Raw genomic sequence first — 18,827 nt, 5'->3', positions numbered from 1 at the left:
GCTTGCATCACGCGCCTGCGCTGCATAGCTCGAAGCCAGGCCACACGGTCGATGGAGTTCACATGTCAGCAGTTTCAGCGCCGGTCGCGGCGCAGACCCGGATCGGCCACGTCCATCTGAAAGTCGCCGATCTGGAGCGCGCGCTCGGCTTTTATCGCGACGTGCTGGGTTTCGAGGTGACGCAACGCTTCGGCGACCAGGCGGCGTTCCTGTCGGCCGGCGGCTATCACCACCATATCGGACTGAACACCTGGGACAGCAAAGGCGGCGCGCCGCCGCCGCGCGGTTCAACCGGGCTTTATCATACGGCGATCCTGTATCCGTCGCGCGCCGCGCTGGCGGACGCGCTGTATCGGGTGATGCAGGCCGGCATTGCGCTGGAAGGCGCCAGCGACCACGGCGTCAGTGAGGCGCTTTACTTGCGCGATCCCGACGGCAACGGCGTCGAACTGTATTGCGATAAACCTTCCGAGCAATGGCCGCGCAGCGCCGACGGCACGCTGGCGATGGTGACGCAGCGGCTCGACCTCGAGGCACTGTTGCAGCAGCGCGAGGCGTAGCTGGGCAGCCGGCGCGCGCAAAAGCTTACGAGCCGTGCGGCACCGCCCGCCGCTTTTCCCACGCCGCGATCGTCAGCACCGCCAGCGCCAAGAGCACCGGCGGAAACACCACCCAGTTGATGGTGGCCCAGCCATACAGCGCCAGCACCCCGCCGGAGGCGAACGAGCCCAGCGCCATCACCCCGAACACCAGGAAATCGTTGAACGCCTGCACCTTGTTGCGCTCCGCCGGCAGGTGGGTTTCCAGCACCAGCGCCGAGGCGCCGACGAAGCCGAAATTCCAGCCGATGCCAAGCATGATCAGCCCGGCCCAGAAATGCAGCGCGGTGACGCCGGAGAGGTCGATCACGGCGGCGAGCGCTTCCAGCAACAAGCCGAGTGCGGCGGTGCGCGCCGCGCCGAACCGCGCGATCGCGGGCCCGGCGAGCAGGCTCGCGCCATACATCGCCACCATGTGCCACTGGATGCCGGTGTTGGAATCGCTGACCGTGAGCCCGCACAGCTGCATCGCCAAGGGCGCCGAGGTCATCACCAGATTCATCATGGCGTAGGATACTACGCCGCAGATCACCGCGATGACGAAGCGCGGTTGCCGCGCGATCTGCGAGAGTGGCCGGCCACCGGCGAGGTCGGCGGGCTTTGGCGGCGGCGCGTCGACCCCGGCCAGCACCGCCATCGCGATCAGCGCCACCCCGGCCTGGGTGGCGAAGCTGAAGGCGAACAGATAGGGCAGCCAGATTTCCATGGTCCATTGCACCAGCTGCGGACCGATCACGCCGGCGAAGATGCCGCCGGTCATCACCCAGCCGATCGCGCGCGAGCGATAGGCTTGGCTGGCGCCGTCGGCGGCGGCAAAGCGATAGGATTGCGCCACCGCGCCATAGATGCCGCCGAGGAAGGTGGCGACGCAGAACAGCGCGAACGAGCCGTGCAGGATGGCGAGGCAGGCCAGCAAGCCGCACAGCGCGCCGCAGCCGCCGCCGAGCAGGAAGGCGACGCGGCGGCCGAACGCCCGCGAGATCGCGCCAGTCGGCAGCGTTCCCGCCGCCATGCCGACCACATAGACCGACAGCGGCAGCGTGGCGAAGGCGGCGTCCGGCGCCAGCGTGGCGCCGACGATCGCGCCGGTGGCGAAGATCACCGCGGCATTGGCGCCGGTCAGCGCCTGGGCGATGCCGAGTCGCAGCAGATTCGACCGCGCCCGCGCATCGCCGGCCGCTTCGTCGATCATGATTGCGTCCACCATTGCTGATTCGCCCTGTCGCCCGGTTCCCCCTCCGGCCGCGTCGATTGCCGCGCACTATAAGCTCGGCGGATCGGCAATCAACCGACGCTGGCGGCGCGCGGGGTCAGCCGCGCGACCACGCCAGCAACAGATTATTCGCCGGCATCTCGGTGATATTGCTCAAGATCAAGCCATGGCCGCGACCGAGCGTTTCGAGCTCGTCGAGATCGCGCAGCCCCCAGTCCGGGTTGCTGGCGCGCAGGCTTTGGTCGAACGCTGCATTGCTCGGCGCGGTAGCGACGCCGTCGCGCTTGAACGGCCCGTACAGGATCAGCCGGCCGTCGTCGCGCAGAATGCGCGCGGCGCCAGCGAACAGCCCCTCGGCAACGCACCACGGCGCGATGTGCACGACATTGGCACAGAACACCGCCAGCAACGGGCCGGGGCCGCTGCCGTCCTGCATCCGCGGGCACCAGGCCGGATCGGACAGGTCGATGAAGAGCGGCGGGCGGACATTGGCGAGCCGGGCCTCGGCCCGCCAGGCGGCGATGCTGGCGCGATGCGCCGGGTTGAAATCGCTCGGCCACCAGATCAGGTTCGGGCTCTGCCGCGCGAAGGCGACGACGTGCTGGCCGGTGCCGCTGCCGGCCTCCAGCACCTCGCCGGATGGCGCGTCGAGCAAGGGCGCGAGCGCGGCCCAGATCGCCGCGTGGTTGCGGTGGAACGCTGCGGCATCGAGCCGGCCGTCGCTGTCGCGGCGCGGCTGCTGGCCGAATTCGACCGGGATCTGCGGCATCGGGCTCCTTGCTGGTGCAATTCGGAAGAAACTAAACCAAACAAAGCTGAAGGTCATTCCGGGTTCGCGTGCGGCTCGCGCCGCCCGCGCCCGGGAATGACAACCGTGGTTTGGATTTGCTGATGGAGAGCCTCAGCGATCGATCCGCGCCAGTTCCGAAGCCAACAGGTCGAACGCGTCGGCCAGCATCGCCCCGCCGCACACTGTCAGTCGCTCCGGCAGGATAATCCGCTTCGACGGCGGATAAAACCGTTCCAGCGCCGGATGCAGCAGCAAGGCCGAACCTTCGTCCTCGGCGAAATCGCTGCCGTCGGAGACCAGCAGCAGATCCGGTTTGGCGGCGATGATCGCCTCCAGCGAGGCGAAGCCGCCCGAGGCGACGCCGAGATCGGCGGCGGCGTTGGCCAGACCAGTCTCGGCGAATAAAAGGCTGATCAGGCTGCCGCGACCCGACACCCAGCCGCGCCGCCACAGCGGCAGCACCCGGATCGGCCGCTCTGCCGCCATCGCCCGCGCCCGCGCGATCGATGCGTCGAGCCGGCCGATTGCGGGCGCAGCGCGCTCGGGATGGCCGAGCAGCTCCGCCATGGCGCGGATCTGCTGCTTGATGGCGTCGAGCGATTGCGGCACCACGTCGAACTCGACCACGCGTACGCCCTGCTGTTGCAACAGCTCGCGGGTGGCGCGCTTGTCGTATTGCCCGGACACCACGGCGTCGGGCTTCAGCATCAAAATGTCCTCGGCGCCGCCGGACAACAGCCGGTAGCGCCGCGCCTCGACGGCTGCGAAGGATTGCGCCGGATCGCGGGAATAGGGGCTGAGCCCCACGATCTGCACGGGGTCCGCCATCGTCATCAGGAGCTGATCGGTGCAGACATTGGTCGAGGCGATCCGCGGCTGCGCTTGCGCAGCGGCCATCGTGGTCGCGCCCAGCAGCGCCACAATCGCCAGCGTGGCGCGGCGGCTCACGCGGCGTCCCACGGCACGATCACCGCTTCGCTCTGGTGCTGCGCGCGGTAGGCGCTGACCCGGAACACCTCGGTCAGCACCGTGTCGGTCAAAGCCTCGGCCGGCGCGCCCTGCGCCGCCAGCCGGCCCTGCGCCAGCACCAGCACGCCGTCGGCGAATCGTGCGGCGAGGCCGAGATCGTGAGTGACCACGATCACCAGCGTGCCGCTGTCGGCGGCGTCGCGCAGATATTGCATGACGTCGAGCTGGTAGCGCGGATCGAGCGAGGCGGTCGGCTCGTCGGCCAATAATACCGGGGCTTCCACCGCCAGCACCCGGGCCAACGCCACCCGGCTGCGCTCGCCGCCGGACAATTCGGTGACGCGGCGCTCCGCCAATGGCACCGTGTCGGTCGCCAGCATGGCGCGGCGCACCGCGGCGGCGTCGACGGGACTTAGCCGCGACGGATCGGTGGCGCCATGCGGATAGCGCCCGAGCGCCACGATGTCGCGCGCCGGCAGCGGCCAGTGCACGGCGTGGCCCTGCGGCAGATAGGCGAAGCGGCGGGCGCGCTCGCGCAGCGACAGCGCCGCCAGTGGCTCGCCGCCGACCGCGATTTCGCCGGTCGAGGGCAGCAGGCCCGCAAGCGCGCGCAGCAGCGTGGTCTTGCCGGCGCCGTTCGGACCGACCAGCGCCACCAGATGTTGTCGCGCTAGAGACAATGAGATGTCGCGCACGACCGCGCGGCCGGCCAGCGCGACGCTGAGCCCGCGGGCTTGCAGGAACGCGCTCTCGCTCATGCCATGCCTCCGCCCAGCGAGCGGCGTTCGCGCACGATCAGATAGAGGAAGAACGGCACCCCGATCAGCGAGGTCAGCACGCCGACCTTGATGTCGCTGGTGGAGGGAATGATCCGCACCGCGATGTCGGCGGCGAGCAGCAGCGCCGCCCCGGCGAGCGCGCTCGGCCCCAGCAGCCGCGCCGGATCGTGGCCCACAAGGGGCCGCATCAGATGCGGCGCCACCAGGCCGATGAAGCCGATGGTGCCGGTGACCGCGACGCCGGCACCGACGCCGAGCGCCACGCCGATGATCACCAGAAGCCGCAGCCGGCCGACGTCGACGCCGAGGCTCTGCGCGGTCTCCTCGCCGAGGCTGAGCGTGCGGAAGGCATGGCGCTGGCTGAACAGGATCAGCGCCCCCGCGGCGATGAAGGGCAGCGCCAGCAGCACGTGGCGGAAACTGCGGTCCTCCAGCGACCCCAGCATCCAGAACGCGATCTCCAGCGCGACATAGGGATTGCTCGCCAGATTCATCACCAGCACGGTCGCCGCTCCCGCCAGGCTGGAAATCGCCAATCCAGCGAGAATCAGCAGCAGCATGCCGGCGTTGCGGCCGGCGACCGCGAGCAGCGCGAACACCGAGACGAAGGAGGCGAGGATCGCCGCCACCGGCAGCGCGTAGGAGCGCACGTCGGCGAGCCCCAGCGCGATCATCAGCACCGCGCCGAACGCCGCGGCCTGCGGCGCGCCGAACAAGGACGGCGAGGCCAAGGGGTTGCGCAGCAGGCCCTGCAGCGCGGCACCGGACAGCCCGAGAATGGCGCCGATGGCGAAGCCGAGGATCGCCCGCGGCAGCCGGATCTGCTGCACGATCACCTGCGCGACCTCGCCGCCGCCGCCGAATAGTGCATCGAGCACGGCGAGCGGCGACAGCCGCACCGGCCCGATGCCGAGCGAAGCCAGCATCAAGAGCGCCACGATCACGAGCAGCGCCAGCGTCACCAGGCCGCGCGGCCGCGCCCCCGCGGTCTCGATCCTCGCCATCTGTTGCGCGCTTTCGGTCACGTCTGGTCCTCGCATTGCGCCGTCGCCGATGCTCTTACAGGCCCTGCGATCAGGAACAAGCCGCAGCCGCAGATTTCTGCAACGCCCCCTGCGGGAACCGCAACACTGCCGGAGAATGTCGGATTGACTTGGTGCCGACGCCGCCCCTAGATGCGTGTGACGGTTCCTCCCCGGAGGATCAAAAGGGAATGCGGTGCGGGACGGCTCCTACGCGGGAGCAGGCCCAATGCCGCGGCTGCCCCCGCAACTGTAAGCGGCCAGTCTTTCGTCCGATGCCACTGGGAAACTCGGTCCTGGGAAGGCGACGAAGGGTCACGACCCGCGAGCCAGGAGACCTGCCGTCAATCGTGGTCACACGCGACGATGTCGGCCGGGGGGTGCAGACATTGGCGTCATCGGCCTGCCGCGGCAGGCGATGACGCTTCGGGTCGCTGTGACGTGCCACAGAGTTTGATCCGAGGTTTCTCCATGCCGTCTCGTTTTCACGCCGCCTCGCGGCCGCACCGGCGTTGCTGCGCCTTGCTGGCCTCCAGCTGTCTGGTGCCGGCGCTGTCGCTCGCAGCGCCCGCGCAGGCCGAACCGGCCACCGCGCTGCCGACCATCGTGGTCAGTCCGACTGGCCTCGCCACCCCGGTCGAACAGATCGCCAGCTCCGTGACCGTGATCTCCTCTGAGGATTTAGAGCGCGAGCAGCGGCGCACGGTGTCCGACGCGCTCACCATGGTTCCGGGGCTGAATGTGGTGCGCACCGGCGGCCCCGGCGGCGCCACCTCGATCTTCATGCGCGGCACCAACGCCAACCACGTCAAGGTCTTGATCGACGGCATCGACGCCGGCGATCCCAGCAAGCCGAACGGCGCCTATGATTTTGCCAATCTGCTGAGCGCCGATATCGAGCGCATCGAGGTGCTGCGCGGGCCGCAGAGCGGGCTGTACGGCTCGGACGCAATCGGCGGCGTGATCTCGATCGCCACCAAGCGCGGCCAGGGGCCGGCGAAATTGACCGGCACCGTCGAAGGCGGCTCGTTCGGCACCTTCAACCAGACCGCCCGCGCCGCCGGCTCCGAGGGCAATATCGACTACGCCTTCAACGTCGCGCATTATCGCTCGACCGAAGTGGCGGTGACGCCGCTCAATCTGCTGGCGCCGGGCGAGAAGCGCAACAACGATATCTACGACAACCTGACCAGCTCGACCAAATTCGGCGTGCAGGCCGGCGACGACCTCGCGCTGAATTTCGTCGGCCGCTACACCGACGCGCATAAGGGTTTCACCGGCGACGATTACTCGCAATATCCCAGCACGTTTCCGGAATCCTTGCAGAGCACCACGGCCAGTCGCGATCTTTTGACCCGCGGCGAAGCGGTGTGGACGCCGCTCGGCGATCGTTTCAAGAGCACCTTCGGCGTCAGCTACGCCAATCAGTGGAACCGGACCGTCAATCCCAATCCGGATTTCACCAGCAACAACCAGACCTATGCCTATGGCATCGGCCCGCCGAGCTCGTATCGCGGCGAGCGCACCAAATTCGACTGGACCGGCGTGGTCGATGCCGGCTCCGGCCAGAAAGTTGTGCTCGGGCTGGAACGCCAGAACGATTCGATTCACACCGATTCGGTCGGCGACTACGACCTCGGCGGCGCCTACCAGCAGCAAATGACCAAGGCTTACACCGGCGACAGCGCCGGCTTCGTCGAATTGCAATCGGCCTTCACCGAGAATTTCTTCCTGGTCTCCAACATCCGCTACGACGACAACGACAGTTTCGGCGGCCACACCACCTGGCGGGTGGCGCCGACCTACATCGTGCCGCTCACCGACACCAAGCTGAAGGCGACCTATGGCACCGGCTTCAAGGCGCCGACGCTGACCGAGCTGTATGTCAACAACCCGGCCTACTACACCATCTCCAATCCGAATCTGAAGCCGGAGACCAGCAAGGGCTACGACATCGGCTTCGAGCAGCCGCTGTGGCAGAACCGCGTCAGTTTTGGCGCCACCTATTTCAACAACGAGATCACCAACCTGATTTCGATGACCGGATACGACGTCGCGCTCGGCGGCTATTCCTACGAAAATGTCGGCCTCGCCAAAGCCTATGGGGTGGAATCCTTCGTCGCGCTGAAGGCGAACGAGACGTTGCGGTTCCGCGTCGATTACACCTACACCCAGACCCGCGACGAGGATACCGGGCTGCGGCTGCGCCGGCGCCCCGACAACAAGGTGACGCTGTCGGCGATCTGGAACCCGGTCGAGCGCGCCACGCTGTCGGCCTCGATCCTGCACACCAGTTCGTGGCTCGACTACGATCGCTTCGGCACCACGCTGCTCGACGCCCCGGCCTTCACCACGGTGAATCTCGCCGCCAATTACGACATCGATCAGCACGTCACGGTGTTCGGCCGCATCGACAACCTGTTCGACAAGACCTACGAGGTGCCGGTCGGTTTCCTGCAGCCCGGCCTCGGGGTGTTTGCCGGCGTCCGTCTAACGAATTAAGCGCTCGCGCGCCGGGCTACCCGCGGCGCCCGACTCCAGGCGGCCCGACTCCGGCCAGCAACCCGACCGCGTGACCCGCGGCCGGGGCCTGTTGCGCGCCGCCGGGCAAGCTGCTCAAAGGCGGAGCGGGCGCTTGGCGGCCGCCACGGCGCTGTTCGCGGCCGATTATACCCGCTCCGCCCCGGTTCCTTGATCGCATCGCGCGCGGCTTCATGTTACGAGAGGCCAGCGGCGCCGTGCCGCGATTCATTCCCCGGATTTGAGGATATCGATGAACGACGAACCCAAATCTGCCACCGAGCTGAAAGAGATTCGCCAGACCAGGAAGCGCAATCAGGATGCCGAGGGCGTGAAGGCGATGGCCGAGATCGCCGCGGCCGACGTCGCCATTCGCAAGCGGACCGCCAATTTGCGGGCGATCCGGCTCGCCAAGGAGGCCGCCGACCTTGCTAATCCGCCTGCGGCGAAACCCGTCAAAGCGAAGAAAAAGAAATCGACCTGATGACAAAAGACGATCGCGACCGCGCCGAAGCGCGTTTCAACAAGGCGGCCAAGGCCGCCGACGAGGGCAAGTCGGGCAAGACCGACCGCGACGCCGCGGCCAAGGCGGTGATCGACAATATGGCGCGGCTGAAGGCGCTGCGGCTGGCCCGCGAGGCCGCCGAGCCGGCGCGCGCCGTGGTGGCGAAGAAGACCCGCAGCGCCGCCAAGCCGGGCGCGAAATCCGGCAAGACCGGCTCGGGCAAGACCGCTTCGGCGAAAACCCCGGCGCTCGGCGAATGGCTGGCGAGCCAGGTCAATGGCGGCCGCCGCACCTGACGCGGCTCGGAAAACTCAACAGTTCCAAAAATGCGAGCCGCATTTCAAGTCATGGCCGGGCTTGTCCGGCCATGACGCGTTGTGCGGCGTCGTGATCGCGTCGCGATCTTTGAAGCTAGAGCTATTCCGGTTCTGATAGAATCAGAGCCGGAGTTCTAGATTCTTATTTTGACGCGTTTTCTTCACGCGAACCGGGATCCACTTCGCTCGAAAACGCTATAGCAGGCCTGCGGCTCAGACCGGCGCCGGCCACTCGATCATCGAGCGGGTCTTGGTGACTGCGTCGTAGACCTGGATCTGCAGCATCTGATAGCGGTTTTTCAGCGCCATGCCGGCCTCTTCGGCGGCTTCGACGGTGTCGTGATGCGATTTGAAATGGCCGTCGACCACCAGCGAATAGCCCTCGGTCGGCGCCTTGTCGGCGCGGACGATCTTCTTGGGCTGCGGTTCGTCGAGTTCAAGTTTCGGCTTCTTCATTGTCACTCCAGTAGAGCTTGCGAATCTGTTGCAGGCAGTCTCTTGCTTATCAGCTATCCGACGGAAAATGCAGGGAAGATCTGCCCAATCCGGGGTGGGGATGGCCGCCAAGAGAGGTTACATTTGGGGTCACGGAACGTTGACCGGGAAAGCCGGTTGTCGTTCCGGTTGAGACAGGACCATTTAATCATGTTTGGACTGATGGCAATCAGGCCGAAGACCGAAAGGTCCAAGCCGGTCAAGCCTGACACCAAGAAAACGCCGCCGCCGCGGCCGGTTGATGACGACGACATCTATGGGGCCGGCGACATCTGTGCGCCGGAACCCGATCGCGACGACGAGCAGCGCGACCTTTAGACCCTCTTCGGCCGCGAAGCTAGCCGATCTCGGCGCTGTCGATCCGGCGCAGCGCGGCGGCATCAAGCAGATGGTCGCCCCAGCCTTTCGCGGCGAGCGGCCCGGCCAAAGACGGCGCCAGCAGCAACAAGGCGGCGGTGATCGCCGTCGGCACGCCGCTTCGCCAATCCGCTGCGACCGGGGTCAATTCCTCGGCGCTGCCGGCGTAGGGACCGCGGCGCCACGTCAGATCGCGGCATTGCCGCAGCAGCCCGGCGCGGCCGCCGCCGTCCCGCGCGAAGCCGAGCAGCGCCTGCATCGCCAGATGGGTTCTCACACCTGACCGGCTTTCGGCCGGCGGTGGGGGAGATTGCCCGAGCGAGACCCTGAGCAACAGATCGATCAGATCGAGCCCGGCGAGCTTCGCGCCCATCGGTTCGACCAGCCGCGGGTTGCAATCGATGTAGCGTGGCCGCGCATCGTCCGCGGGCAGGATGTAATCCACCGACAGCGCGCCGTGCCACGCCAGCCGCCGCCCGATCTTGGCCAGATCGGCGCGCACGCCGTCGCGTCGCACGCTCTGCTTGATCGCGGCGCCGCCGCCGGCGCCTTCGGCAATGCGGCGATAGGCGTGCATCGCCAGCAATTCCCCATTCGCAAACACCGCCTGGGCGTGTTCGATCGGGCCCGCGACGAAATCCTGCAACAAAACCTCGTCGGCAAAGCCGTCGATCGCGTCGAGGTCGCGCAACGCGGCGTCAACCTGGCCGGGCTCGCGGACCAGCCACACCCCGCGGCTGGCGGTGCCGATCGCGGTCTTGATCACGCAAGGCGCGCGTGCCAGTTCGCGCAATTGCGCGGCCGAGCTGACGCAGCGGGTCTGCGGCTGCGGTAGCCCGAGCTCGTCGAGCAAGCGGCTGAAGCCGGCCTTGCTGATCACTTGGCGATACGCCGCATAGCCCGGCAGCGCCAGCGCGGTCAGCCGCTGCAGCCGCGGCGCCACCTTGGAAAACAGCAGGCCCTGTTCGTGGATCGGCAGCAGCACGTCGAATTTTTCGCGAGCGAGCAAATCCTCGACAAACCCCAGATAGCCGGCCGGATCGCGGCCGAGCCCGAGGCAGCGGTGGAACTTCGTCACATGGCGGGAGAACCGGCCGAGGCAGCGCGGCGACGGATCGCAGATCTCGACGCGGTGCCCGGCGCGGCCCAGCACCGTGATCGCTTCACGCGCCGAGGTGCTGCCGCCTTCCGACAGCAGCACCCGCAATGGCGGCATCGGAGCGCGCGGATCGGCCATGCCGCGAGCTTTGCGCGACACCGCGGCGGCGTTCAAGGCGGCAAAGCGGCGCTGCTGATCGATTTTGCGGAACGCCGTGAGTTGCGATGCCGCGCCCGCCGCACGATATGCAACGCAACGCCATCGCAGGAAGGCCATCCGATGACCGCTCGCACGCCGCGCCCGTGATGCACGGCAAGCCGCCCATCCTGTCGCAGACGCTGAGCGTCCGCGCGCTGGCGAAATCCTATTCCTCCGGGCCGGACCGCGTCGCCGTGCTGCGCGGCGTCGATCTCGACGTCGCGCCCGGCGAGAGCGTGGCGCTGACCGGGGAATCCGGCAGCGGCAAGAGCACCTTGCTGCACCTGATTGCCGGGCTGGACGCTGCCGATGCCGGCGAGGTGCGGTTCGGCGACGCGCTGATCTCGCAATTGTCGGATGCCGGCCGCGCCGCGTTCCGCCGCGATCGCCTCGGCCTGGTATTCCAGCAGTTCAACCTGATCCCGAGCCTCAGCGTCGCCGACAATCTGGCGTTCCAGTCGCGCATCGCCGGCCGCCACGATGCGGCGTGGCAGGCCGAATTGATCGAACGGCTCGGGCTCGGCCAGCTGCTGAAACGCTATCCGGAGCAGCTTTCCGGCGGCCAGCAGCAGCGCGTCGCGATCGGCCGCGCCTTGGCGGTGAAGCCGCTGTTGCTGCTCGCGGATGAACCGACCGGCAATCTCGACGAGGCCACCGCCGACGAGGTGATGGCGCTTTCGCGCGATCTGGTCAGCCGCACCGGCTGCGGCTTTCTGATGGTGACGCACAGCGCGCGGCTTGCCGCGATGCTCGACCGCCAGGTGCATCTGCATGCCGGGCTGATCGCGTGAAACGCGCGGCCTGGATTCTCGCGGTGCTGCTCAGCCATTGGCGAAGGCATCCGCTGCAACTGGCGACCCTGCTGGTCGGGCTGATTTCGGCGACCGCGCTGTGGAGCGGGGTGCAGGCGCTGAACCAGCAGGCGCGCGTGAGCTATGATCGTGCGGCCTCGGCGCTCGGCGGCGCCCGCACCGCCACTTTGGTCGGCCGCGACGGCGAGCTATTGCCGCAGCAGATCTTCGTCGAGCTGCGCCGCGCCGGTTGGCCGGTGTCGCCGCTGGTGGAAGGCCGCATCCAGATCGGCGGACGGTCGTTGCGATTGCTCGGCGTCGAGCCGTTGTCGCTGCCGATCGAGGCCAGCGCCGCGCCGGCGATCGGCACCTCGGGCCTGCAGGGTTTTCTGTCGCCGCCGGGACAGACCCTGATCGCGCCGGACACTTTGGCCGAACTCAAGGCCGCGGTGGGCGACACCCCGCTCACTAACAACGGCCTCACGATGCCGCCGTTGACGCCGCAGACCGAGCTGGTGCCGGGCCTCGTGGTGGTCGATATCGGCGTGGCGCAGCGGCTCTTGAACATGCCGGAAAAAATCTCGCGGCTGCTGCTCGGCCAACGCGATCTCCGCCCGCGCGCGCCGCTAGCCTCCGTTGCCGGCGGCGATACGCTGCGGCTGGTCGAGCCCGACGCCGAGACCGATCTGGAGCGTCTGACCGACAGTTTCCATCTCAACCTCACCGCGTTCGGGCTATTGTCGTTTCTGGTCGGCCTGTTCATCGTCAATTCGGCCATTGGCCTTGCCTTCGAGCAGCGCCGGCCGATGCTGCGCACCTTGCGCGCCTGCGGCGTCTCGGCGTGGCAATTGAACAGCGTGCTGATCGCAGAACTGGTGGCGCTGGCGCTCCTCGCCGGCCTGATCGGTCTGGTCTGCGGCTATTTCATCGCCGCGACGCTGTTGCCCGACGTCGCCGCCAGCCTGCGTGGCCTGTACGGCGCGCAGATCCCCGGCGAACTCACGCTGCGCCCGCAATGGTGGGCCGCCGGCCTCGCGATCAGCGTGATCGGCGCGCTGGGTGCGGCCTCCGCCAGTCTGCTCAAGGCGATCCGGCTGCCGGTCCTGGCCGCGGCGCAGCCTTACGCCTGGCAGCAGGCGCAGCAGACCGCGCTCGTCGTGCAGGGCGCGCTGGCGCTCATCGTGTTCGCCGGCGGCCTCGGCTGTCTCATCTTCGGCGATTCGCTGCTCGCGGGCTTTGCGGTGCTGGCGGCGATCCTGCTCGGCGCCGCCTTGGTGCTGCCCGCCGTGCTCGGGCTGGTGCTGCTGGTGAGCGAGCGTAGCGCGCGAAAACCGCTGACGAAATGGTTCTGGGCCGACAGCCGGCTGCAGCTATCGGGATTGTCGCTGGCGCTGATGGCTTTGCTGCTGGCGCTCGCGGTTAATGTCGGCGTCGGCACCATGGTACAGAGTTTCAGCACCACCTTTACCGGCTGGCTCGACGGACGGCTCGCCGCCGAGGTCTATCTCAATGCCGCGAGCGACGCCCAGGCGCGCGAGATCAAGGCCTGGCTCGCCGATCGGCCCGAGGTGCAGGCGCTGCTGCCCGGCAGCCGCGCCGAGGCGCAGTTCGGCGGCTGGCCGGTCGAGCTGCTCGGTTTTGCCGATCACGTCACCTATCGCCAGCAATGGCCGCTGCTGCAATCCTCGCAGGGTGCGTGGGACCGTGTGGCGCGCGGCGTGGCGGCCTTGGTCAGCGAGCAACTGGCGCGGCGGCTCAAGCTTAAGCTCGGCGACCGCATCGAGGTGCCGACGCCGCAGGGGCCGTGGCCGCTTGAGGTCGCGGCGATCTATGCGGACTATGGCAATCCGCGCGGCCAGCTCGGCGTCGCCATCGCGCCCTTGGTGGCGCATTTCCCCGGCATCGCGCAGACCCGGCTCGGCTTGCGCGTGACGCCCGCCGCGGTGCCGGCATTGGTCACGGCATTGCGCGAAAAATTCGGCCTGGATCAACGCAGCCTCGCCGACCAGGCCGCGCTGAAGGCGGAATCGCGCAAAATCTTCAACCGCACCTTCGCGGTGACCAATGCGCTGAACGCCTTCACGCTGGGCATCGCCGGCATCGCGCTGTTGACCAGCCTGTTGACGCTGAGCCAGTCGCGGCTGCCGCAGCTGGCACCTTTATGGGCGATCGGCGTCACCCGGCGCCGCCTCGCACTGATCGAGCTCATGAAGACGCTGTCGGTGGCGTTGATCACGTCGCTGCTGGCGCTGCCGCTCGGCCTCGTGGTGGCGTGGTGCCTGATCGCGGTGGTCAACGTCAAAGCATTCGGCTGGCGGCTGCCGTTCCAGGTGTTTCCCGAGCAGCTCGCGCAATTGCTCGGCATCGCGATGCTGGCGGCGCTGCTCGCCGCGCTATTGCCGATCCTGAAACTGCTGCGGATGCAGCCGGCGCAGCTGGTGAAGGTGTTCGCTGATGAGCGATAGCGTCCGCCTGTCGCGCCGCGGCTTCGCCGTCGGCCTCGCGCTCACGGCGCTCAGCCGCAAGGCGCGCGCGCAGGGTTTTGCCGGGCTCGGCCGCGACGCCGGCGAATTTGCGCCGGTCGTGCCCGGCCGCGCGCTGACGTTTCCGCTCGATCACGGCGCGCATCCGGAGTTTCGCATCGAATGGTGGTACCTCACCGCTAATCTGCAGGACGCCGCCGGTGTTGCTTATGGCGTGCAATGGACGCTGTTTCGCCAGGCGATGCGGCCGGGCGCGCAGCAGGAGGGTTGGGCCAATCAGCAGATCTGGATGGCGCATGCGGCGCTGACCCGCGCCGACACCCACCGCAGTGCCGAACGCTTCGCCCGCGGCGGCATCGGCCAGGCCGGCGTCACGGCGTCGCCATTCCGCGCCTGGATCGACAATTGGCAGATGCAGGGTTTGGACGCGATGGAGCCGGCGACGCTGTCGCCGCTCTATCTCACCGCCTCCGGCGCGGATTTCAGCTACGCGCTGCGGCTCGAGGTGCAACAGTCCTTGGTGCTGCAGGGCGACCATGGCTACAGCAAGAAATCCGAGCGCGGCCAGGCGTCGTATTACTACAGCCAGCCCTATTTCATCGCCTCCGGCCAGGTCACGCTCGACGGCCAAGTCGTCGAGGTCAGCGGCAAAGCCTGGATGGACCGCGAATGGTCGAGCCAGCCGCTGGCCTCCGACCAGACCGGCTGGGACTGGTTCTCGCTGCATCTGGAGACCGGCGACAAGCTGATGCTGTTCCGGCTGCGGCAAAGCGACGGCGCCCATTATTTCGCCGGCAACTCGATCGGCAGCGACGGCCAGTCGGTGCCGCTTGCCGCCTCCGACATCGTCATCACGCCCACCGCCACCACGCCGATCGGCGAACGGCAATTGCCGACGGCGTGGCGTATCGCCATTGCGTCGCGCGGGCTTTCGATCGACACCACGCCGCTCAATGCGCGAAGCTGGATGGCCACCAGCTTTCCCTATTGGGAGGGCCCGATCGCGATCCGCGGCAGCCACTCCGGCATCGGATACCTTGAGATGACCGGATATTGAGGTCAAGCTGTGCGCCGGCGAACCCGCAGCCGCACCGCGCGTTACCGACCACGTCCCGCAAGCACGGCGCATCGCCACCGACTGCAGCAACAACAATCGATAACGTCAGGGAGTCCTCGAAAAATGTTTCACCTCACCGCGATCGTGACCTGTCTGGCCGTGATGTTCTATTTCTACACCACGGTGCAGGTCAGCCGGGCGCGCGTCGCCTATGACGTCAAGGCGCCGGCGACCACCGGGCAGCCGGATTTCGAGCGGGTATTCCGGGTGCAGATGAACACGCTGGAATGGATGCCGATCGTGCTGCCGTCGCTGTGGCTGTTCGCGATCTATCTCAGCGACGGCTTCGCCGCGGTGCTCGGCGTGGTGTGGATCGTCGGCCGGATCATCTACATGGTCGGTTATACCGAAGCCGCCAACAAGCGCGGCGCCGGCTTCGCGGTGCAGACCGTCGCTGCCTTGCTGCTGTGGGCCGGCGCGGTGGTCGGCATCGTCTGGCGGGTGTTCGGTTGGTAAGGCGCTGCTACGTCCGCGCCGCCGGCGTTGCTGCACAGCCGTCGCTTGCATCGCCGCATCCTTCGAGACGCCCGCTACGCGCTACGCGCTACGCGCTGCGCCGGGCTCCTCAGGATGACGGCGCGCTGTGATCGTTCTTTGAGTCAGATACTCAGGATGACGGCGCTCCAAGGCATTGAACTCATCGCCTCGGCGCCGCCGCAATGCGCCTGCGGGATGCCCCGCCACAACCGCGCCGTCATCCTGAGGCGCCCGAGCGGCTTCGCGAGGGCCTCGAAGGATGGCCGCGGGTGCTGCAAGCCGAAAGTCGCAAGAAACAATCAGCAAGCGGCGAGTCGCAGGTGCGCACGCAAGAAATAGCAAGCAGGAAGTAGCTAGGAGCGCGAACTTGTCGCCGCATCCTTCGAGACGCCCGGCTTCGTGCTACGCGCTTCGCCGGGCTCCTCAGGATGACGGCGCGCTGTGATCGTTTTTGAGTCAGACACTCAGGATGCCGGCGGTCTGGCTGATCGCTTTACGCGAGGCACTGACGATGAAAGCGGGCGGCACCCAACGACCACTTTGGAATGGTTATAGTCCGGCGTGATTAGTTTGGAATTATTATTATAAAAAAGCGGCTTGAGTAAAAATTACTCATAACGACTTATTTTTGAAATTGAGGCGCGCTCGCAGGGCCGCTAGGCTTGAGCGGCTTTCACCGGATCTGCGCGGGACCAAACGTCGCGCGGGTTTTGTTTTCCTCCTGCGACAAGAAGATCAATGAGCGTCAACGTCATCTTCGGCTCCGACGGCGGCAACACCAAAGCCGTCGCCTCCCGCATCGCCAAGCACATCCAGGGCCGCGCGATCGACATCAAGGCGGCCAGCGTCGCCGATTTCGAAAGCCCCAGCCTGCTGATCCTCGGCTCGCCGACCTACGGCGCCGGCGATCTGCAGACCGATTGGGAGGCGCATCTCGACAAGCTGACGACCGCCAAGCTCGTCGGCAAGAAGGTGGCGCTGTTCGGCACCGGCGACCAGGTCAGCTATCCGGATTGCTTCGTCGACGCCATGGGCGTGCTCTATGACCTCGTGGTCGGGCAGGGCGCCAGCGTGGTCGGCTTCACCGAAACCGCGGGCTACGACTTCACCGGCTCCCGGGCCGAGCGCGACGGCCAGTTCGTCGGCCTCGCGCTCGATCAGGACAGCCAGTCCTCCAAGACCGAGAAGAGGATCAAGGAATGGGTCAGTCAGTTGATCTGAACGGCGCCGCGCTGCAGATCTTCAATCATCACCTCTACGAGCTTGCCAAAGGCATGCGGCCCCTGGCGATGATGACGATGACCGCCGCGGCGGCGGGGCCGGTGATCGCGCGGCTCGAGGGCCGGGGCATCGCCCACCACGTCCACGAAGCCTGTCCGGAGCGGGTCAATGTGGTGTTCGGCTGCCGCCCGGCGGTGAAGGCGGTGCGCGGCTTCATGGTGGGACCGCTGTGCGAATTGTCCGCCGAGCACGATTTCATGCTCGGCGTGCTGCTCGGCTACGACCGCGAGATGCAATGCGTGCGCTATCTGGCACGCTCCGACGCCGCGGCGGCCGCCGTGGAGACCGCCGCCGCCGCGCCGCCGCTGCTGGCGATCCCTCCCGATCACTACGCGCTGGAGCCCGGCGATCTGGCGATGTAGCCGCGGCTCGCGCCGCGGGTGTCCCGCGCAACCCTGGCGATGCCGCCGCGCGATGGCGCGACGACATCGCGGCTGTGGTCGAAGCGACCGCGCCCGACTTACTTGGTCAGCGGGCAGCCGGACTCCGCCGCGGTCGGGAACGCCTTGTCGCCCGGCACCGTGGCGAGCAGCTTGTAATAGTCCCACGGCTTCTTGGATTCCGCGGGCTTCTTGACCTCGAACAGATAGAGGTCGTGGACGAAGCGGCCATTGGCCAGCACCTTGCCCTTGGCGAAGGCGTCGTCGACCGGAAATTCCTTGAGCTTTGCCGCCACCGCCTCGGTGTCCTTGGAGCCCGCGGCCTTCACCGCCTTCAGATAGGACAGCGTCGCCGAATAGGTGCCGGCCTGGATCATGTTCGGCATCCGCCCGGTGCGCTTGAAGAATTTTTCCGCGAAGCCGCGCGAGGCGTCGTCGCGGTCCCAGTAATAGGCTTCCGTCAGCACCAGTCCCTGCGCCGCCTGCAGCCCGAGGCCGTTCACCTCGCTGAGCGTCATCAGCAGGCCGGCGAGTTTCTGGCCGCCGGCGACGAGGCCGAATTCCGCCGCCTGCTTGATCGAATTGGCGGTGTCGAGCCCGGCATTGGCGAGCCCGATGACCTTGGCCTTGGAGCTCTGCGCCTGCAGCAGGAACGAGGAGAAATCCGACGAGTTCAACGGATGGCGCACCGCGCCCAGCACCTTGCCGCCCTTGGCGGTGACGATTTCGCTGGTGTCCTTTTCCAGCGCGTAGCCGAAGGCGTAGTCCGCGGTGAGGAAGAACCAGGTGTTGCCGCCGGCTTCCACCAGCGCGCCGCCGGTGCCGACCGCCAGCGCATGGGTATCGAACGCCCAATGGAAACCGTAGGGCTGGCAGGCATCGCCGGTGATCCGCGAGGTTGCCGCGCCGACCACGATGTCGATCTTCTTCTTTTCCTTGGACAGATCCTGCACTGCCAGCGCCACCGAGGAGGTGGTGAGTTCGGTGATCATGTCGACGCCATCGACGTCGTACCATTTTCGCGCGATGCTGGCGCCGAGATCCGGCTTGTTCTGGTGGTCGGCGGAGACCAACTCGATCTTGTGGCCGAGCACCTCGCCGCCAAAATCCTCCACCGCCATCTTGGCGGCCTCCAGCGACCACTTGCCGCCGTAATCGGCGTAGACGCCGGACTGATCGTTAAGAATGCCGATCTTGACGCCCTGCGACGTGCCTTGCGCTGCCACGCCATGGGCCGACGCCGCCAATACCACCGACGCAGCAGCGATCGACCAGATTCCGAATTTCATTCAAGCCTCCCGAAATTTTTGATTATCGGCAGGCTATTTTAGAAATTCGCGGCTGCCCAGCGGATTCTTGCGAGGGCATGATCCCGAAAAACGGATCCCGGTTTTCGGAAAAGATCATGCTCCATCAAAAAGCGAGAGCGGGATGA

At 67.1% G+C, this 18,827-nt stretch carries 19 protein-coding genes and 1 riboswitch; of the genes, 11 read left to right on the top strand and 8 right to left on the bottom strand.

From position 1 onward, the window contains the following. Nucleotides 1–62 precede the first annotated feature (62 nt). The gene (locus VGC77_RS00355; RefSeq protein ID WP_331169589.1) at nt 63–560 is read left to right on the top strand and encodes a VOC family protein; all 498 of its coding nucleotides are present in this window, start codon (nt 63–65) and stop codon (nt 558–560) included. A 25-nt stretch (nt 561–585) separates the two neighbouring features. On the opposite strand, the gene VGC77_RS00350 is transcribed toward VGC77_RS00355, so the two are convergent. From VGC77_RS00350 to VGC77_RS00330, 5 genes are all read right to left on the bottom strand, one after another. Further along, on the bottom strand, nt 586–1,806 hold the full coding sequence (locus VGC77_RS00350) for an MFS transporter (RefSeq protein ID WP_331169588.1): 1,221 nt from the start codon (nt 1,804–1,806) through the stop codon (nt 586–588). Between the two features lie 103 nt (nt 1,807–1,909). Further along, a complete protein-coding gene (locus VGC77_RS00345) occupies nt 1,910–2,581 on the bottom strand; it encodes a DUF938 domain-containing protein (protein WP_331169587.1) in 672 nt (223 codons plus the stop codon). Between the two features lie 132 nt (nt 2,582–2,713). After that, complete coding sequence (locus tag VGC77_RS00340) at nt 2,714–3,499, bottom strand: ABC transporter substrate-binding protein (protein WP_331169605.1); 786 nt, start codon at nt 3,497–3,499, stop codon at nt 2,714–2,716. Nucleotides 3,500–3,546: 47 nt separating this feature from the next. Further along, nucleotides 3,547–4,329 (bottom strand): ABC transporter ATP-binding protein, encoded by a 783-nt coding sequence (locus VGC77_RS00335; RefSeq protein ID WP_331169586.1) that lies wholly within the window; start codon nt 4,327–4,329, stop codon nt 3,547–3,549. Beyond that, a complete protein-coding gene (locus tag VGC77_RS00330; RefSeq protein ID WP_331169604.1) occupies nt 4,326–5,354 on the bottom strand; it encodes an iron ABC transporter permease in 1,029 nt (342 codons plus the stop codon). Before VGC77_RS00330 ends, VGC77_RS00335 begins: the two co-directional genes overlap by 4 nt. A 164-nt stretch (nt 5,355–5,518) precedes the next feature. Next, a riboswitch (cobalamin riboswitch) is annotated at nt 5,519–5,732 on the top strand. A gap of 111 nt (nt 5,733–5,843) precedes the next feature. Here VGC77_RS00330 and VGC77_RS00325 point away from each other — a divergent pair. From VGC77_RS00325 to VGC77_RS00315, 3 genes are all read left to right on the top strand, one after another. Beyond that, complete coding sequence (locus VGC77_RS00325) at nt 5,844–7,874, top strand: TonB-dependent receptor plug domain-containing protein (protein WP_331169585.1); 2,031 nt, start codon at nt 5,844–5,846, stop codon at nt 7,872–7,874. Between the two features lie 271 nt (nt 7,875–8,145). Beyond that, a complete protein-coding gene (locus tag VGC77_RS00320) occupies nt 8,146–8,376 on the top strand; it encodes a hypothetical protein (protein WP_331169584.1) in 231 nt (76 codons plus the stop codon). Continuing rightward, nucleotides 8,376–8,693, top strand: a complete 318-nt coding sequence (locus tag VGC77_RS00315) for a hypothetical protein (RefSeq protein WP_331169583.1) — start codon at nt 8,376–8,378, stop codon at nt 8,691–8,693. The genes VGC77_RS00320 and VGC77_RS00315 overlap by 1 nt, the downstream gene beginning before the upstream one ends. 234 nt (nt 8,694–8,927) lie before the next feature. Here VGC77_RS00315 and VGC77_RS00310 read toward each other — a convergent pair whose 3' ends face one another. After that, complete coding sequence (locus tag VGC77_RS00310) at nt 8,928–9,170, bottom strand: hypothetical protein (RefSeq protein ID WP_331169582.1); 243 nt, start codon at nt 9,168–9,170, stop codon at nt 8,928–8,930. A 156-nt stretch (nt 9,171–9,326) separates the two neighbouring features. Here VGC77_RS00310 and VGC77_RS00305 point away from each other — a divergent pair, with 156 nt between their 5' ends. Then, the gene (locus VGC77_RS00305; protein ID WP_331169581.1) at nt 9,327–9,527 is read left to right on the top strand and encodes a hypothetical protein; all 201 of its coding nucleotides are present in this window, start codon (nt 9,327–9,329) and stop codon (nt 9,525–9,527) included. Nucleotides 9,528–9,546: 19 nt separating this feature from the next. On the opposite strand, the gene VGC77_RS00300 is transcribed toward VGC77_RS00305, so the two are convergent. Next, complete coding sequence (locus tag VGC77_RS00300; RefSeq protein ID WP_331169580.1) at nt 9,547–10,803, bottom strand: hypothetical protein; 1,257 nt, start codon at nt 10,801–10,803, stop codon at nt 9,547–9,549. 167 nt (nt 10,804–10,970) lie between these two features. Here VGC77_RS00300 and VGC77_RS00295 point away from each other — a divergent pair, with 167 nt between their 5' ends. From VGC77_RS00295 to VGC77_RS00270, 6 genes are all read left to right on the top strand, one after another. After that, nucleotides 10,971–11,654, top strand: coding sequence for an ABC transporter ATP-binding protein (locus VGC77_RS00295; RefSeq protein ID WP_331169579.1), 684 nt, complete (start codon nt 10,971–10,973; stop codon nt 11,652–11,654). Then, complete coding sequence (locus tag VGC77_RS00290) at nt 11,651–14,119, top strand: ABC transporter permease (RefSeq protein ID WP_331169578.1); 2,469 nt, start codon at nt 11,651–11,653, stop codon at nt 14,117–14,119. The genes VGC77_RS00295 and VGC77_RS00290 overlap by 4 nt, the downstream gene beginning before the upstream one ends. Further along, a complete protein-coding gene (locus tag VGC77_RS00285) occupies nt 14,109–15,194 on the top strand; it encodes a lipocalin-like domain-containing protein (protein WP_331169577.1) in 1,086 nt (361 codons plus the stop codon). The genes VGC77_RS00290 and VGC77_RS00285 overlap by 11 nt, the downstream gene beginning before the upstream one ends. 123 nt (nt 15,195–15,317) lie before the next feature. After that, on the top strand, nt 15,318–15,710 hold the full coding sequence (locus VGC77_RS00280) for an MAPEG family protein (protein ID WP_331169576.1): 393 nt from the start codon (nt 15,318–15,320) through the stop codon (nt 15,708–15,710). Between the two features lie 759 nt (nt 15,711–16,469). Then, the gene (fldA, locus tag VGC77_RS00275) at nt 16,470–16,952 is read left to right on the top strand and encodes a flavodoxin FldA (protein WP_331169575.1); all 483 of its coding nucleotides are present in this window, start codon (nt 16,470–16,472) and stop codon (nt 16,950–16,952) included. After that, nucleotides 16,931–17,374 (top strand): DUF2023 family protein, encoded by a 444-nt coding sequence (locus VGC77_RS00270; protein WP_331169574.1) that lies wholly within the window; start codon nt 16,931–16,933, stop codon nt 17,372–17,374. The genes fldA and VGC77_RS00270 overlap by 22 nt, the downstream gene beginning before the upstream one ends. 98 nt (nt 17,375–17,472) lie before the next feature. On the opposite strand, the gene VGC77_RS00265 is transcribed toward VGC77_RS00270, so the two are convergent. Next, nucleotides 17,473–18,681: an ABC transporter substrate-binding protein gene (locus tag VGC77_RS00265; protein ID WP_331169573.1), complete on the bottom strand. Its 1,209-nt coding sequence runs from the start codon at nt 18,679–18,681 to the stop codon at nt 17,473–17,475. Nucleotides 18,682–18,827: the final 146 nt, after the last annotated feature.

It is taken from the genome of Rhodopseudomonas sp., from assembly GCF_036404135.1.
Lineage (GTDB): Bacteria > Pseudomonadota > Alphaproteobacteria > Rhizobiales > Xanthobacteraceae > Rhodopseudomonas_A.
Note: the sequence above shows the minus strand (reverse complement) of the source record. Positions and strands in the feature narration are given on the sequence as shown.